The organism is Guyparkeria sp., from assembly GCF_046540515.1.
Taxonomy (GTDB): domain Bacteria; phylum Pseudomonadota; class Gammaproteobacteria; order Halothiobacillales; family Halothiobacillaceae; genus Guyparkeria.
In genome coordinates this window covers 13,337-28,787 of the sequence record NZ_JBKHFB010000024.1, presented here as the reverse complement: position 1 = coordinate 28,787, position 15,451 = coordinate 13,337, and the positions used below count along the sequence as shown (strand labels likewise).

The window sequence follows — 15,451 nt, the reverse complement described above, 5'->3', positions numbered from 1 at the left end:
TCCCGGGCTTACTCTTCCCGGGGCAGGATCAGGATCTCCACCCGACGGTTCTGAGCCCGGCCCTCGGCGGTATCGTTGGTCGCGATCGGACGACTGAAGCCGTAACCGACCGGCTGCAGGCGGTTGGAATCCACCCCGGAGCGGGCGAGGTAGGTCGTCACGCTCTGCGCGCGGTTGAGCGACAGGTCCTGGTTGTAACTTGCCGAGCCGGTCGAGTCGGTGTGCCCCTCGACGCGAACGACGGTGTTCGGATACTCGCGGATCGAAGCGGACAACTGATCCAGTGCCTCGCGGAACTGCGGCTTGATGTCGGCGCTGTCGGTGTCGAAGGTGATCGACTCGGGGGCCTGCAGGCGGATGGTGTCGCCCTGGCGCTGGACGTCCACGCCGGTGCCTTCCATTTCCTGGCGCAGCTGGCGTTCCTGCTCGTCCATCTGGCGGCCCACCAGGCCACCGACAGAGGCACCCACAGCGGCACCGATCAGGGTGCCGCCGGTCTTGTTGCCCGAACCGGCGATCACGTTACCGAGGATCGCCCCGGCGCCCGCGCCAATGGTCGCCCCCTTGGCGGTCTTGTCCTGTTCGCTGGTGTACGGGTTCTGTGCACAGCCGGCCAACGCCAGCGCGCTGGCGGCAACGGCGATCAATGTCATGCGTTTCATGTTCGTCTCTCCTTGCATATCGACCGGACCCGGACGGTCCCTCGACCCTTTGGTCCGGCGCATGTGCCACGCGGCCGGGATGGGGCCGACTGGCGGGCGCCCGCTGAGACCGCGGGCGACCCGTATGGTTCCCGACCGCTTCACGACAGAACGCTCGGGATGGTCAGTCGATAGTAGTGTATTCGCGCAGGACAGACAGCAGTTCATGCAGATCGGACAGCTCGTGGGCGGCACTGAAGGTCACGCGCAAACGCGAACCGCCGGCCGGGACGGTCGGCGGACGGATCGCCGGCACCAGCAGACCTCGTTCGGCGAGGCGCTCGGCCATCGCCAGCGCCCGGTCGGCATCACCGACCACGAGCGGCTGGATCGGCGTGGAAGACGGCATCGGCTCGAGCCCTTGGATCCCGCTGAGCCCCGCGCGGAACCGCACGACCAGGTCGGCGAGGTGATCGCGGCGCCATGGCTCGTCCCGCACGACCGCCAGGGCGGCGCGCGAGGCCTCGGCGATGGCCGGCGGCTGGGCCGTGGTGAACAGGTAGGTGCGCGCCCGCTGCAGCAGCACGTCAAGCGGCTCGGCGGCACCCGCGACGAACGCACCGGCCGTGCCGAAGGCCTTGCCCAGCGTGCCGACCCGCAACACCCTCTCGCCGGGCACGATCCCGGCCGCCTCGAAACTGCCCCGCCCGGCCCGGCCCAGCACGCCGAAGGCATGCGCCTCGTCGACCACGAGCCAGGCGTCGAATCGTTCCGCCAGCTCGACCAGCTCGGCGAGCGGCGCGACGTCGCCGTCCATGGAAAAGACCCCGTCGGTCAGGATCATGCGTTCGCCGCGCGCGCGCTCGAGACGGGCCTCGAGATCGGTCAGGTCGTTGTGGCGATAGCGGGACAGGCGGGCGCCGGACAATTGCACGGCGTCGATCAGCGAGGCGTGGTCGAGTCGATCGGCGATCACGGTGTCGCCGCGCCCCATCAGGGCCCCGACCACACCGAGGTTGGCCATGTAGCCGGTGGAGAACAATCGCACGGCGTCCACGCCCAGCCAGTCGGCCAGTTCGGCCTCGAGCCGATCATGGGGCTCGAAGTGACCGTTGATCAGGTGAGCCGAACCGGCGCCGACCCCGTAGCGGTCGATGCCCGCGTGCATCGCGGCGGCCAGCCGCGGGTCGTTGGCCAGCCCGAGGTAATCGTTGCTGCAGAAGGCCAGGCGCTCGCGTCCGTCGATCCGCATGCGCGGGCCCTGCGGCGATCCGGCCACCGCCAATCGCCGAGTCAGCCCCGCCGCGGCGCGCTCGTCGAGCCACTGTGTCCAGTCATGCTTTGTGATAGCGTCAACCTCACCGTAATCCAAGCGCCGGCCATCGGCCGGACGCACCCCGAGGCTCGCCCGCATGCGTCTGCCGGTCAACATCTTCCTGTGGACATTCACCGCCACCCTGGTGCCGCTGGTGCTGCTGGTGTGGGGAGTGACCAGCTACAGCGAACAGCGGTTCCAGAAGGAAGTCAGCCGCGAGATCGACGAGAACATCGACTCGCTGATCGGCGAGATGAGCAACCGGATGCGCTACGAGCGCGAGGTGGTCGAGGGCATCGGCCAGTCGCAGGAAATCCAGACGATGCTCAATGCCCTGATGGCCTCGTCGATGGGCATTCGCCACCCCGAGCTGACCTCGATGCGCATCAACGCCAACCGCTTTCTGGCCGGCCTGCAGCGGACCGTGCCGGGCCTGGGGAGTATCCGCATTCTCGATGCGGCCGGCAACACGGTGATCAAGGTCACCCTCGGGCGGGTCGCCTCGCCCGCCTTCGACAGCCTCGGGCAGGTCAACTACGTCGAGGAGGAGTTCGACAACGACCGCTTCCTGCGACGACTGGAGCGCCTGCCATCCGACCAGATCAGTTTCATGACCCTGCCGCTGATGTTCGGTGACGCCCTGCCCGGTCGCGAGCCCAGCACCCTCTACGCGGTACGCCCCCTGCGCAACGTCGACGACCGTACCGCCGGCTACGTGGTGGTCAACACCTTCGGCGAGCAGCTCGACGAGATCCTGTCGTTCTCGCCCCGCCCGCGGGACGGCAAGGTGATGATCATCGAGCACAACCCGGGCACGCCGTCACGCGACGGCATGATCCTGTTCGACGACCAGCGCGAGATCGGCTTTATCAGCCCGTTCGAGAACGGCACCACCGACGGTCAGCCCGATGCCCGCCGCATCGATGACGGCGGGTTCTGGGATGCCGCCGTGGCGAAGTCGAACGGCGCCTATCTCAGCCGGGACGGCGAGACCCGTTACTACTATCAGGAATATCATCCCTATCCGCACAGCCTCACGTCGTGGTTCGTGGTGTTCAAGCTGCCGGCCGACATCACCACCGCGCCGTTCCGTGACATTCGCCTGAGCCTGTTCGGCTTCGGGCTGCTCGCGCTGGTGATGAGCCTGCTGTTCGCCGGTCTCGGGGCGCGCTACTTCTCCCGGCCGATCATCCGGCTGTCCGAGAGCCTCAAGCGCTTCGCCGACGGCGTTCGCGACCGTCCCATCCCGGTGGACTCGCGCACCACCGAGGTCCACGAACTGCAGGCCTCGTTCCGCTATCTCACCGAGCAGCTCGCCAACGAGGCGAGGCGACGCGATCGCGCGGAGAAAAAGGCACTACAGCAGGCCAAGCTGGCCTCGATCGGCGAGATGGCCGCCGGTATCGGTCACGAGATCAACAACCCGCTCAACAACATCCTCACCCTCACCCGGCTGATCGAACGCCAGCTGCCCCCCGATCAGCCGGGTGTGCGCGAGGACATAAACGACCTGCGCGCCGAGGCGCACCGCGCCAGCCGTATCGTGCGCGGCGTGATGAACTTCGCCCGCCAGCTTCCCCCCGAACACCAGACCGTCGCGGTCGCCAGCTGGCTCGAGGAGGTGATCGAACGCATGGAACCGGAGGCCATGGAGGCCGACGTGCACCTGGCGCTACTCAGCGCAACCGCACGCTGCGAGGCCGAGTTCGACCCCGGCCAGATGGAGCAGGTCATCGCCAACCTGGTGCGCAACGCCATCCACGCCAGCCCCGTCGGCGGGCATATACTGATCCAGGCCGAATGCCTCGAATCGAGCGTCCGGATCGAGATCCGCGACGAGGGCAGCGGCCTGCCGGCGGAGGTGATCGAACAGATCTTCGATCCGTTCTTCACCACCAAGGCGGTCGATCGAGGCACGGGCCTGGGGTTGTCGATCAGCCTGGGGATCGTGCAGTACCACGGCGGCGAGCTGACGCTGGAAAACCGCCGCGATGCCGGCGAACCCGAGGCCACCGGCGTGCTGGCGCGGGTGGTGCTGCCGCGCCACAAGACACGTCCGCGCATCGCGCGAACGAACAAGACATCCACTGCCTCCAAATCCACGCAATCGAATCCCACGCCATGACGACAGCCAGGTCAACCGATACCCCACCGGTCATTGCCTTCGTCGACGACGACGAGCGCGCCTCGGATCTGTTCACGCGCTACGCGCACACGGAAGGACTGACGGTGCACGGCTTCCAGTCGGTCGAGGCCGCCCAGTCCTGGCTGGCCGACCACCCGGTGGACCTGGTGATCTCGGACCTCAAGATGCCCGGCATGAACGGGCTCGAGTTCCTCGAATGGCTGCGCGGCGAATGGCCCGAGCTTCCGGTGATCCTGATCACGGGCTATTCCACCATCGACAATGCCATCCAGGCCCTGCGGCTGGGGGCAAGCGACTTCGTCAAGAAGCCCTACGACCCGGAGGAATTGATCGACCTGGTACGCCGGTTGCTCGAGGAAGGGCCCACCGAGCCGGCCGCGACGGCCGACTCGACCGAACGCGCCATGCTCGGCCAGTCGAAGGCGATCGAGGCGATCTACCACATCATCGACAAGATCCGCGACGTGCGCATCAACGTGATGATCGAGGGCGAGTCCGGCTCGGGCAAGGAACTGGCCGCCCGCGCCACGCACGAGCGCTCGGACTTCGCCGGCACGCCCTACATCGTGATCGACTGCGGTGCGCTGACCGACACCCTGCTGGAGAACGAGCTGTTCGGTCACGAGAAGGGCGCGTTCACCGGTGCGAACACGGCCAAGCCCGGCCTGCTGGAGGTCGCCAGCGGCGGCACGGTCTTCCTCGACGAGATCGGCAATATCTCGGACGCCATGCAGGTCAAGCTGCTGCGGGTTGTCCAGGAGCAGGAGATCACCCGCGTGGGCGGGGTGCAGACCATTCCCATCGACGTGCGCTTCATCGTCGCGAGCAACCGCAACCTCGCCGAGATGGTGCGCGAAGGCACCTTCCGCCACGACCTCTACCATCGTCTCAACGTGGTGCGCCTGCAAATGCCGCCGCTGCGCGAACGGCGCGAAGACATCCCGGTGCTGGCCCAGCATTTCATCGACGAGTTCGCCGGACGTTTCCGGCGGCCGGCCAGGCGGCTGACCGAGCGCGCCGAGCGGGCGATCCTCGATTACCCCTGGCCCGGCAACGTCCGCGAACTGAAGAACGCCATCGAGCGGGCCGTGGCCCTGTCCGACAGCGAGGAGATCGACCTCGACCTGGTCGGCGAGGACACCGCACCCGGCAACGGAAACGCGGGCGCCGCGGCCATCGATGCCGACCGCCCCACGCTCGAGGAACTCGAGCGACGCTACATCGAAAAGACGCTGGCCTACGCCGAGGGCAACCGCGAGAAGACCGCCAACATCCTCGGCATCAACAAATCCACCCTCTGGCGCAAACTCCAGAGCTACGAAAAGAAGTGACCGGCGCGAGCCGGTGGCCGATCTTTGCAACATCGCGCCACCGAAGATTGCAGATTGCAACTTGCAACGGACGACGCCGGGCCGCAAATATCTTCATTTTCAACATGTTATCAATTTGGCACGGGCCATGCTTCATAGGGGGCGTGGACACCCACACATTAACGAGGAGTTAAGATATGCAAACCAAGCGTCGCGTATTTCTGAAGGGCAGCCTCGCTGCCAGTGCTGCTGGCCTGGCTGTTGGTGCCGGCCTGCTTTCCCCGCGTGCCGTCATGGCCGCCGAGTGGCCGAAGGCCGCTTTCAAGGCCGAGAGCATGGACAACGCCCTGAACGAGCTGTTCGGTTCTTCTGACCTCGCCGACTCCGACGACATCACCGTCAAGGCCCCGGACATCGCCGAGAACGGCGCCGTTGTTCCGGTCACCCTGGAGTCCAAGATCTCCGACACCGACAAGGTCGCCTTCTTCGTCTCGAAGAACCCGACCCCGCTGATCGCTTCCTTCAACCTGAACGGTGCCAACCCGTTCGTTTCCACCCGTATCCGTATGGGCGAGACCGACGACGTGACCGCCGTTGTTCACGCTGGCGGCAAGCTGTACCAGGCCGGCAAGGAAGTGAAGGTAACCATCGGTGGCTGCGGCGGCTAATCAGCCTCTGAACCCGAAGTCATTGATTACAGACAGATAACCCAAGAGGTATAGATTATGTCTACTATCCGCATGCGCATCTCTCCGGCCGGCGACGTCCTGGACGTGAAGGCCCTGATCCGTCACCCGATGGAAACCGGCAACCGCGAAGACAAGTCCACCGGCGAGAAGATCCCGGCTGACTACATCGAGACCATGTCCGTTGAAGTCAACGGCGAGAACGTCATGGACGCCAACCTGTCCGCAGGTGTTTCCAAGAACCCGTACCTGAACATCAAGGTTCCGGGCAAGAAAGGTGACGAAGTGAAGATCACCTGGAAATCCAACACCGGTGACTCCGACGAGGCGACCCAGGCTGCCTAAGGCAGACTGACCCTCGGAAAAGACAAGGCCCGCCATTCGGCGGGCCTTTTTCGTGCGTGTCGCCTCAGATCGATTCCCGCGGTCAGCCGGGCCGGACCTCGAGCCAGAAGGTCACCGGCCCGTCGTTGACCAGTTCGACCTGCATGTCGGCACCGAAGCGGCCCGTCGCCACCTCCCCGGCATGGTGACGCTCGAGGGCCGCCACGAAGTGACCGAACAACGCCTCGGCTTCCGACGGATCGGCCGCGGGGGTAAAGCTGGGCCGGTTGCCGCGCCGGGTATCCGCCGCCAGGGTGAACTGCGGCACGGCGAGCACGCCGCCACCCGCCTCGCGCACCGACCGGTTCATGCGACCGGCCTCGTCGGCAAACACCCGGTAGTTGAGCACCCGCTCGGCGAGTCGCTCGGCCTGTGCCTGCGCGTCGCCCCGCGTCACGCCCACCAGGCACACCAGCCCCGCACCGATCTCGCCGACCACCGTCTCATCCACTCGCACCGCGCCACGTCGCGCCCGCTGGATCAGGGCGATCATGATCGCCCCTCGTCGGCAAAGCGATCCGTGGCGCGCACCAGGGCGTCGATGATGCCGGCCTCGCTCGCCGCGTGCCCGGCATCGTCGATCACCTCCAAGCCCGCAGTCGGCCAGCGCTCGTGCAGGGCGAACGCCTGGTCGATCGGGCAGACCATGTCGTAACGACCGTGCACGATATGCCCCGGGAGGTGGGCAATGCGATCCATGCCGTCGAGCAGGGGCGTGTCGAGAAACGCGTCGTTCATGAAGTAGTGGTTCTCGATCCGGGCGATCGACAGGGCGTGGTGGGCATCGGCGAAGTAATCGACCACCTCGGACTCCGGACGCAACGTGGCGCAACGCCCCTCCCAGACCGACCAGGCCCGGGCCGCGTGGTACTGGGTGATCTGGTCCTCGCCGTTTAGCCGGCGGTGGAAGGCGGTGACCAGATCGTCGCGCTCCTCGGCCGGGATAGGCTCGAGGTAGTCCTGCCAATAGTCGGGGAAGACATGCGAAGCGCCGTCCTGGTAAAACCAGCGGATATCCTGGCGACGGCAGAGAAACACGCCGCGCAGGATCAGCCCGGTCACCCGCTCGGGGTGGGCCTGGGCGTAGGCCAGCGCGAGGGTCGAGCCCCAGGAGCCGCCGAAGACCAGCCAGCGGTCGATCTCCAGCGTCTCGCGCACCCGTTCCATGTCGGCGATCAGGTGAGCGGTGGTATTGGCCTCGAGCCCCGCATGCGGCGTCGAGCGCCCCGCCCCACGCTGATCGGGCAGTATGATCCGGTACCGGTCGGGATCGAAGAACCGTCGATGCATCGGCGTGCAGCCTGCCCCCGGCCCGCCATGCAGGAACAGCACCGGCTGGCCGGCCAGCCGACCGCATTCCTCGACATGCATGACGTGGCCGTCGCCGACCGGGAGGCTGTGATTGACCAGGGGTTCGATCGGGGGATAGAGCGTGCGCATGCAAACGGACCTCGGGTGACGACGGTGAACGGGGGGCGCAAGGGCCACGTCCAGTGTAGCGCGCCGCACCGCCTGCCTCGTGACCGCGCAAACGCGACCGCCCTTTGCGCCTTGCCGGTGCAGGAGGGCCACAGCAGCCACATCCGCAACGCGACGGGCGCGCCAAGGCGGCCATGGTGCGGATATTGCTTTGCAGCCCACACGACATCAGTGGAGGCTCCCATGTCACAACGCGAGTACATGCAACGCCTGGTCGAACTCAAGCGCGCCCTGGAAAAGGAGATGGGGATCACGATCGACATGGAGCGGTACGGCGTGGAGGCGCGCCTGCGGCGACTCGCACAGGCCTGCGACGACCCGGCGGTGCGCGAACTGGTCGCCCGGCTCGACCAGCCCGCTCCCGATACCGACGGCGCATCCCCACGCATTCGTGGCTACTACCGGGGTCGGCCGATCTACGAGAAGTGACCCGCCCCGGGCGAGAACAGCAGGCACCCCGCCAGCGTCGCCACCGCCCGCGACTGGTAAGATGGCCGGCTCACGCCAACGACAGTCTCGATCCGTCACATGCCCGTTATCCTGACGAACCAACCGATCGACGCCACCACCGTGCCCGCGTCGCGCTGGGCCAAACCGGGGCGCGGCCTGCAGAAACAGGTCGCACGCACCCTGATGCACTACCAGATGCTGCACCACGGCGACCGGGTGCTGCTGGGCCTGTCCGGCGGCAAGGACTCGCTCTCGCTGCTGCATATCCTGCGACACGTCCAACGACGCGCACCGATCGACTTCGAGATCGCCGCGATCACCGTCGACCCGATGGTGCCCGGCTTCGACCCCGGTCCGCTGGGCGATTACCTTGCCTCCCTGGGCGTCCGCCATTACCGGGTGCGGGAGGATATCGTCTCGCTCGCCGACGAGCACATGAGCGGCGATTCCTACTGCTCGTTCTGCTCGCGGCTCAAGCGTGGGCTGCTCTATCGAGTCGCCCGCGAGGAAGGCTTCAACGTGCTGGCACTGGCACAGCACCTCGACGATCTCGCCGAGAGCTTCCTCATGAGCGCGTTCCACGGCGGCAAGCTCAACACCATGAAGGCGCACTACCTCAACGACGCCGGTGACGTGCGCATCATTCGCCCGCTGGTGGACGTGCGCGAATCGGCCCTGGTCGACTTCGCCCGCCGTTTCGAACTGCCGGTGATCGACGACAACTGCCCCGCCTGCTTCGCCATGCCCACCCAGCGCGAGCACTTCAAGCAGCTGCTCGCCGGCGAGGAGCACGACAACGGCCAGCTGTTCCACTCGCTCAAGTCGGCCATCGCCCCGCTGGTAGCCGACGGCGCCGAGCGGGCCATCGCGCACGCCGAGGCGCGGGCGGCACCGTTGCCCGCGGTCCGGCAGTCGTGAGCCGGCGGCGGGACGGTTTCGGCTACCGGCTGCGCGGCCGACTGCGCCTGGGCGCCGCGCGCCTGTTGCTGCGGTTGCTCGGCGGGCTGTCGCTCGCCGGGGCGCAACGGCTCGGCCGGGCAGTCGGACGGATATTCTGGCTGGTCAACGGCAAGACCCGTCGCACCGTCGAGGAGAACCTCGCCAGATGCCTGCCGGAGCTCGACGAGACCGAGCGCCGCCGCCTGGCCCGGCGCAGCCTGATCGAGACCGGCATGGGGCTGATCGAGACCGGCGCGGCCTGGCGCTGGCCCCGCGAGCGAATCGAGTCGGTGGTGACGGACATGCCCGGCTTCGAGAAGATCGAACAGGCATTGCAGGCGGGAAACGGGGCGATCCTTCTCGCTCCGCACATGGGCAACTGGGAACTGGGTGGCCTGATGACGGGCCTGCGCACCCCGACCACCGTCATGTATCGCCCGCCACGCGAGCCGGCCATGGAGGCCCTGCTGGTGGAGGTGCGTTCGGCCTTCGGTTCCGACATGGCCCCGGCCAATCTGCGCGGGGTGCGCAAGGCCCTGCGCGCCCTCAAGCGCGGCGAGCTGGTCGCCATCCTGCCCGACCAGGCGCCAAGCCACGGCGAGGGCGTCACCGCCCCCTACTTCGACCAGCCGGCGCTGACCATGACCCTGATCCGCACGCTGTCGCAACGCACGGGCGCGGCCGCCTTCACCGGCTGGGCCGAGCGGCTGCCCGACGCGGCGGGATTTCGCATCCACTACGAGCCGGTCACCGAGCCCATCGACCATGATGATCCCGTCGAGGCCGCCGCGGCGCTCAACCGCGAGGTCGAGCGGGTCGTGCGCGAGGGCCCGGCCCAGTACCAGTGGACCTACCGCCGCTTCCGCCGACAGGCCAGTGGGCGGGCCCGACGCGAGGCACGCGCGGGAGTGGATGCCGATCAGTCCCGGTAGCGGTCCGCCTCGCCCGGCGGCGTGGTCTTGAAGTACTTGAGCGACCACATCAGCTGCGCCGGGTCGTCGATCACCAGCTCCTCGATCACGCGGTTGATCGCGGCGGCGGCCTCGCGATCGGCCGTTGCGGGCAGCTCGACCGGGTCGAGAAAGTGCAGCCGGTAGCGCCCCGTGACCTCGTCGAGCTGCCCGATCACCGGGTAGACCGGCCGGCCGCTGGCGCGCGCGAGCTTGCCCGCCAGCGGCAACGTCGCCTTTTCCACGCCGAAGAACGGCGCGAAGACGCTGTGCTCGGCGCCCAGGTCCTCGTCGGCGATGTAGAAGAAGCTCCGCCCGGAGCGCAGGGCCTTGAGGTGCGGCCCCATGCCGCGCTCGCGCGGCAGCGCCTCGGTGCCGTGTCGGGTACGCATGCCGCCGAACCACCAGTCGACCACCGGGTTGGCGGCAAACGGCTTGTAGATGGTCGAGCCCGGGACCGTCTCGGCCAGCATGGCCGCCGCCCATTCCAGCCCCACGCTATGCACGGTCAGGATCAGGCCGGGCTCGGCGCGCAGCCGCTCCAACACCGCCTGTCCTTCGACCTCGGTCTGGCGGGTCAGCTCGCCGCTGCGGGCACGACGGATCCGCCCGAGATCCAGCAGGGCGAGCATGTGCCGTTCCAGGTAACGGCGCAGCCACTCCTCGCGGGTCTCGGCCGACTGGTGCGGGAAGCACAGGCGCAGATTGGTCGCGATGATGCCCGCCCGGCGCGGGTTGACCCGCCGGTACAGGCCGGCCGCCAGCCGTGCCACGCCACGGCGCAACGGATGACCACCCAGGGCGAGCAGGTAGAGCAGGCCGAGCCCGAACCAGGTCGGCCAGTACCGCGGAGCAAGCAGCCCGGGCCGGAAGGCCGACGGGCCGACGCTGACCGTTTTCCGCCTCATCGGCGCCAGAACATCGGTAGCAGGATGGCGAGCACGGTGAAGATCTCGAGACGACCGAGGATCATCGCCGCCATGCCCAGCCAAAGCACCGTATCGGACTCACCGGCAAAGTTGCTCGCCACCGAGCCGATACCCGGACCGAGGTTGGTCAGCGTGGCCAGCACCGCGCCCAGTGCCGACTCGATGTCCATGCCGGTGAACAGCATGGCAAAGAAGAAGAACAGGAAGGTGAACATCCAGGCGGCGAAGAAGGCCCACACGGCGCTGATCACGCCCGGATCGAGCGGCCGACCGCCCAGACGAATGACGAACACCGCGTGCGGATGGATCAGGCGACGCACCTCGTGGATCCCCTGGCGTGCGAGCAGCATCACGCGCACCGACTTCATGCCGCCGGTGGTCGACCCCGCGCAACCGCCGATCACCGCGGTCATCACCAGCAGCAGCATCAGGAAGGGCCCGTAGGCGGTGTGATCGGTGGCGGTGTAGCCGGTGGTGGTGGCGAACGAGATCAGGTTGAACAGGTTCAGGCGCACCGTGTCGATCCAGCCGCCCTCGGGCCAGTTGGCGAGGAAGAACAAGACCACAATCGCCGCGACCGCCGCCATCCAGCCGAAATAGAACCGCACCTCGGCGCTCTTCCAGTAGGCGCGCAGAGAGCCGTGGCGCAAGGCGATGAAATGCAGCGCCATCGGCAGGGCGCCCAGGATCATGAAGACCATGGCGGCAACCTGCATGCTCGGGCTCTGGAAATAGCCGAAGCTCGCGTCGTGGGTGGAGAACCCGCCGGTGGCCACGGTGGTGAAGGCGTGGCTGACTGCATCGAACCAGTTCATCCCGCCGATCTTGTAGACCATGGCGCAGAGCGCGGTGATGCCGCTGTAGACCAGCCAGAGCACCTTGGCGGTCTCCGAGATCCGCCCCGAGAGACGCGAATCCTTGATCGGGCCGGTCATCTCGCCCTTGTAGAGTTGCATGCCCCCGACGCCCAGCAGCGGCAGGAAGGCGACCACCAGCACGATGATCCCCAGCCCGCCCAGCCACTGGAGCTGCTGGCGATAGAACAGCAGCGAGCGCGGCAGCTCGTCGAGCCCGGTGATCACCGTCGCCCCGGTTGTGGTGATCCCCGAGACGGACTCGAACACCGCCTGGGGAAAGCCCAGCCCCAACTCGGGCTGCAGGTAGAAGGGCGTCGATCCGATCAGTCCCAGGACCACCCAGAACGACACCACGATAAGCAGCCCGTCGCGCAGCTTGAGTTCGCGGCGATAGTTGCGCGTCAACCCCCAGAGGATGCCGCCGAGCGTCACGCTGATAACGAAACTCAGCGTGAAGGGCGACAGGTCGGCATCACCCATCACCCAACCGACCAGCCACGGCGGGATGAAGGTCAGGCCGAACACCATCAGCAGGATGCCGAGAATACGGATGACGATCAGTAGTTGCATGGGATCTCGCGCCCGGCCCTAGAAAAAGCCGAAACCGACCGAGAACAACTGCTCGATCTCCTCGATACGGCGCTTGTCGGTCAGGAACAGCACCACGTGGTCGTCCGACCGGATTACCGTGTCGTGATGGGCGATCAGCAACTCGTCGTCGCGCAGGATTGCGCCGATGGTGGTGCCGCGCGGCAGATCGAGCGCATCGATGCGTCGGCCGACCACCCGCGAGGTGCTCTCGTCACCACGGGCGATCACCTCGATCGCCTCGGCCGCGCCGCGGCGCAGGGAGTGCACGCTGACCACGTCGCCACGACGCAGGTGCGTGAGCACCTCGCCGATGGTGATCTGGTGCGGAGAGAGCGCGATATCGATCGAGCCCATCTCGATGAGATCGACGTACTCGGTACGGTTGACGATGCACATCGCCCGCCGCGCGCCGAGGCGCTTGGCCAGCATGGCGGCGAGGATGTTGTCCTCGTCGTCGTTGGTCAGGGCGAGGAAGACATCCATGTCCTCGATGTTCTCTTCCTCGAGCAGTTCGGTGTCCGAGGCATTGCCGGAAAGCACGATGCTGCGGTCGAGCTCGGCCGACAGCTCGCGCGCCCGGCGCAGGTTGTGACTGATCAGCTTGACCTGGTAGTCGCCCTCGAGCTTGCCCGCGAGCGCCCCGCCGATATTGCCGCCACCGGCGATCATGATCCGTTTGTAGGGGTTGTCCAGCGGCCGCATGACGCTCATCACGCGGCGGATGTCGCCGCGTCGGGCCAGGAAGAACACCTCGTCGCCGGCCAGCAGTCGCGTGTCACCCTCCGGCGGCACCGATGTGTCATGGCGGTAGATTGCCGCAACGCGGGTCTCGATGCCCGGCAGCAACTCGCGCAGCCGGTGGATCGGCTCACCCACCATCGGCCCGCCGCGGTCTACCTCCATGCCGATCAGGAGCAGCTTGCCGTCACCGAACTCACGCACCTGCAGGGCGTCCGGATACTCGATCAGCCGGGCGATGTAGTCCTTGATCAGGCGCTCCGGGCTGATGATGAAGTCGACCGGGATGGCCGCGTTGTCGAACAGCGCCGGGTGGTCCTGGTAGTCGGTCACGCGGATGCGCGCGATCTTGGTTGGGGTGTGAAAGAGCGTCCAGGCGATCTGGCAGGCGAGCATGTTGGTCTCGTCCGAATGCGTCACCGCGATCAGGATATCGGCATCCCCCGCCCCCGCCTCCTGGAGCACGCTCGGGTGAGAACCCAATCCGGTCACCGTGCGGATATCCAGCCGCTCCTGGAGCCAGTTGAGGGCCTCGGCGTCGGTGTCGACCACCGTGACCGAGTTGTCGGTCTCCGTGGCCAGCGCGGTGGCCACCGAGCTGCCGACCTGGCCGGCTCCCAGCACGATCACCTTCATGCGCTGGTCCCCGTGGAGCGTTCGCCGCCGGTCTGAATGCCCAGGGACTTGAGCTTGCGATACAGGTTGGTGCGTTCCATGCCCGTGCGCCGGGAGAGCTCGGTCATGGAGCCGTCGACGTTCTTCAGCTGGGCGAGCAGGTAGCGGCGCTCGAATTCGTCACGCGCCTCGCGCAGCGGCAGGTCGAGGTTGAGCGACACCAGTGCCGGGCCGTTGTCCTCGCCCGCCTCGTCCATCGGCGCCTGGCCGAGCGCCCGCTGGACCTCCTGCTCGTCGATCACCTCGCCGCTGCCAAGGATCAACAGCCGCTGGACCAGGTTCTTGAGTTCACGGACATTGCCCGACCAGTGGTGGTAGCGCAGCAGGTTGCGCGCGCCGATGGTCAGTTCGCGTCGCGGCAGCCCCTCGACCTTGTGGGCCGTCTCGAGATAGTGGGAGAGCAGCACCGGAACGTCCTCGGGGTGCTCGCGCAGCGGCTCGATGTGCACCGGCACCACCGAGAGGTGGTAGTAGAGGTCCTCGCGGAAATTGCCGGCGCGCACCTCGGCCTCGAGGTCCTTGCGGGTCGCGGCGATCACGCGCACGTCGACCCGTACCGGCTCATTGCCACCGACACGGAAGAACGACTGGCTCTCGAGCGCCGAGATCAGCTGCATCTGGGTCTGCTCGTCCATGTCGGCGGCCTCGGCGATGAACAGCGTGCCGCCGTTGGCCTGCTCGAGCAGGCCGTAGCGGATTCGACCTTCCTCCTCGGCGCCGAACAGCTCCACCGCGGCGTTCTGTCGCCCGGAGACCGCGCTGCCGCCGGTATCCACGAACGGGAAGTGCCGCCGGGCCGATTGCCGGTGGATAAAGCGTGCCAGTGCCTGCTTGCCGGTGCCCGGCTCACCGGAGATCAGCACCCAGGCGTCGTGGTCGGCGATCTTCTTCGCCTGCTCGCGCAGCCCCCGCATGTACTCGGAGTCGCCGATCAGATCGAGCGGATCGATCTCACCGCGCTTGAGAACCGCGTTCTCCTGCGCCAGGCGACGGTTGTCGAGCGCGTGCTCGATCAGCAGCAGGAGCTTGTCGAGCGAGATGGGTTTCTCGATGAAGTCGAACGCGCCAAGCCGGGTGGCCTCGACGGCCGTCTCCACCGTGCCGTGGCCGGACATCATGATCACCGGCCAGACCAACTGGTCGCGCTCGTGCCATTCACGCAACAGCCCGATGCCGTCGGTGCCCGGCATCCAGATGTCCAGCAGGATCAGGTCGGGGCGGCGTACCGCGATCGAGCCGCGCGCTTCGACCGCGTCGGCCGCGCTGCTGACGGTGAATCCCTCGTCCTCGAGCACGTCGACCAGCAGGTTGCGGATCTCGCTCTCGTCGTCGACGACCAGGATGTGTCCGATACTCATTCG

Annotated in this window: 15 protein-coding genes; 7 read left to right on the top strand and 8 right to left on the bottom strand. The window is 67.1% G+C overall.

Annotated features, from left to right (window positions below):
* Positions 1-8: 8 nt before the first annotated feature.
* The gene (locus tag ACLFRM_RS04850) at positions 9-662 is read right to left on the bottom strand and encodes an OmpA family protein (RefSeq protein WP_410754593.1); all 654 of its coding nucleotides are present in this window, start codon (positions 660-662) and stop codon (positions 9-11) included.
* Positions 663-825: 163 nt separating this feature from the next.
* A complete protein-coding gene (bioF, locus tag ACLFRM_RS04845) occupies positions 826-2,073 on the bottom strand; it encodes an 8-amino-7-oxononanoate synthase (protein WP_410754591.1) in 1,248 nt (415 codons plus the stop codon).
* Here bioF and ACLFRM_RS04840 point away from each other — a divergent pair.
* The 4 genes from ACLFRM_RS04840 (at position 2,054) to soxZ (ending at position 6,443) form a co-directional block, all read left to right on the top strand.
* Positions 2,054-4,081 (top strand): ATP-binding protein, encoded by a 2,028-nt coding sequence (locus ACLFRM_RS04840; protein WP_410754590.1) that lies wholly within the window; start codon positions 2,054-2,056, stop codon positions 4,079-4,081. The genes bioF and ACLFRM_RS04840 overlap by 20 nt on opposite strands.
* A complete protein-coding gene (locus ACLFRM_RS04835; protein ID WP_410754589.1) occupies positions 4,078-5,433 on the top strand; it encodes a sigma-54-dependent transcriptional regulator in 1,356 nt (451 codons plus the stop codon). Before ACLFRM_RS04840 ends, ACLFRM_RS04835 begins: the two co-directional genes overlap by 4 nt.
* A gap of 176 nt (positions 5,434-5,609) precedes the next feature.
* Positions 5,610-6,080, top strand: coding sequence for a thiosulfate oxidation carrier protein SoxY (gene soxY / locus ACLFRM_RS04830; protein ID WP_410754588.1), 471 nt, complete (start codon positions 5,610-5,612; stop codon positions 6,078-6,080).
* Between the two features lie 57 nt (positions 6,081-6,137).
* Positions 6,138-6,443 carry a thiosulfate oxidation carrier complex protein SoxZ gene (soxZ, locus tag ACLFRM_RS04825; RefSeq protein WP_410754587.1) on the top strand — a complete coding sequence of 102 codons (306 nt, stop codon included), beginning with the start codon at positions 6,138-6,140 and terminating at the stop codon, positions 6,441-6,443.
* Between the two features lie 82 nt (positions 6,444-6,525).
* Here the strand turns inward: soxZ and dtd are convergent, their stop codons facing one another.
* Together dtd and pip are read right to left on the bottom strand one after the other, a co-directional pair.
* Complete coding sequence (dtd, locus tag ACLFRM_RS04820; RefSeq protein WP_410754586.1) at positions 6,526-6,975, bottom strand: D-aminoacyl-tRNA deacylase; 450 nt, start codon at positions 6,973-6,975, stop codon at positions 6,526-6,528.
* Positions 6,972-7,922: a prolyl aminopeptidase gene (pip, locus tag ACLFRM_RS04815; protein WP_410754585.1), complete on the bottom strand. Its 951-nt coding sequence runs from the start codon at positions 7,920-7,922 to the stop codon at positions 6,972-6,974. The genes dtd and pip overlap by 4 nt, the downstream gene beginning before the upstream one ends.
* Before the next feature lie 222 nt (positions 7,923-8,144).
* Here pip and ACLFRM_RS04810 point away from each other — a divergent pair, with 222 nt between their 5' ends.
* The 3 genes from ACLFRM_RS04810 to ACLFRM_RS04800 all read left to right on the top strand — a co-directional run bounded on the left by ACLFRM_RS04810 (position 8,145) and on the right by ACLFRM_RS04800 (position 10,282).
* Positions 8,145-8,390, top strand: coding sequence for a hypothetical protein (locus ACLFRM_RS04810; RefSeq protein ID WP_410754584.1), 246 nt, complete (start codon positions 8,145-8,147; stop codon positions 8,388-8,390).
* Positions 8,391-8,489: 99 nt separating this feature from the next.
* Complete coding sequence (locus tag ACLFRM_RS04805; protein WP_410754583.1) at positions 8,490-9,329, top strand: tRNA 2-thiocytidine biosynthesis TtcA family protein; 840 nt, start codon at positions 8,490-8,492, stop codon at positions 9,327-9,329.
* Entirely contained in the window at positions 9,326-10,282 is a 957-nt protein-coding gene (locus ACLFRM_RS04800; protein WP_410754582.1) for a lysophospholipid acyltransferase family protein, read from the top strand. Before ACLFRM_RS04805 ends, ACLFRM_RS04800 begins: the two co-directional genes overlap by 4 nt.
* On the opposite strand, the gene ACLFRM_RS04795 is transcribed toward ACLFRM_RS04800, so the two are convergent.
* The 4 genes from ACLFRM_RS04795 to ACLFRM_RS04780 are packed head-to-tail and all read right to left on the bottom strand — an operon-like array spanning position 10,270 to position 15,448.
* Positions 10,270-11,208: a lysophospholipid acyltransferase family protein gene (locus tag ACLFRM_RS04795; RefSeq protein WP_410754581.1), complete on the bottom strand. Its 939-nt coding sequence runs from the start codon at positions 11,206-11,208 to the stop codon at positions 10,270-10,272. The genes ACLFRM_RS04800 and ACLFRM_RS04795 overlap by 13 nt on opposite strands.
* Positions 11,205-12,656 (bottom strand): potassium transporter TrkG, encoded by a 1,452-nt coding sequence (locus tag ACLFRM_RS04790; RefSeq protein WP_410754580.1) that lies wholly within the window; start codon positions 12,654-12,656, stop codon positions 11,205-11,207. Before ACLFRM_RS04790 ends, ACLFRM_RS04795 begins: the two co-directional genes overlap by 4 nt.
* 18 nt (positions 12,657-12,674) lie before the next feature.
* The gene (gene trkA / locus ACLFRM_RS04785) at positions 12,675-14,051 is read right to left on the bottom strand and encodes a Trk system potassium transporter TrkA (protein WP_410754579.1); all 1,377 of its coding nucleotides are present in this window, start codon (positions 14,049-14,051) and stop codon (positions 12,675-12,677) included.
* Positions 14,048-15,448 (bottom strand): sigma-54-dependent transcriptional regulator, encoded by a 1,401-nt coding sequence (locus ACLFRM_RS04780; RefSeq protein WP_410754578.1) that lies wholly within the window; start codon positions 15,446-15,448, stop codon positions 14,048-14,050. The genes trkA and ACLFRM_RS04780 overlap by 4 nt, the downstream gene beginning before the upstream one ends.
* Between the last annotated feature and the right edge of the window lie 3 nt (positions 15,449-15,451).